General features: G+C 46.0%; 2 rRNA genes. Both read right to left on the reverse strand.

Annotated elements, in window-relative coordinates:
* Nucleotides 1-122, reverse strand: a 23S ribosomal RNA gene (locus tag SM124_RS24000); the annotation flags it as partial.
* 304 nt (nt 123-426) lie between these two features.
* Nucleotides 427-539: ribosomal RNA gene (locus tag SM124_RS24005) — 16S ribosomal RNA — on the reverse strand; the annotation flags it as partial.

Genomic DNA, 539 nt, shown 5'->3' on the forward strand with positions numbered 1-539 from the left:
CCCATTCGGAAATCTCCGGATCAAAGCTTACTTACAGCTCCCCGAAGCATATCGGTGTTAGTCCCGTCCTTCATCGGCTCCTAGTGCCAAGGCATCCACCGTGCGCCCTTTCTAACTTAACCTAATTCGGAAAATTACTTTTCCATATATTAAGAGAAAATCTTTCAGATGGCGATTACATGGTAATTCTTTTTGCCTTCTTCATATATCATTATCTAGTTTTCAAGGAACAAATTATAGAGAGAATTGCTCTCTCAAAACTGAACAAATCATATCGTCACGTTCTGGTAATGTCTAGCTCCGGCTCCTAGCCTCTCGAGTCACTTCCGCTTCTTCTGTCAAAGTCTTTAGGACTTTTCCGCCAGAAGCTACAGTGCTTGTCGAGGCTGAACAGTCGCCTCCGCTTTTCGATTTAAAAATCCTTAGAAAGGAGGTGATCCAGCCGCACCTTCCGATACGGCTACCTTGTTACGACTTCACCCCAATCATCTGTCCCACCTTAGGCGGCTGGCTCCTTACGGTTACCCCACCGACTTCGG

Origin of the sequence: Robertmurraya mangrovi (genome assembly GCF_034427655.1) — a bacterium.
GTDB classification, from domain to species: Bacteria; Bacillota; Bacilli; order Bacillales; family Cytobacillaceae; genus Robertmurraya_A; species Robertmurraya_A mangrovi.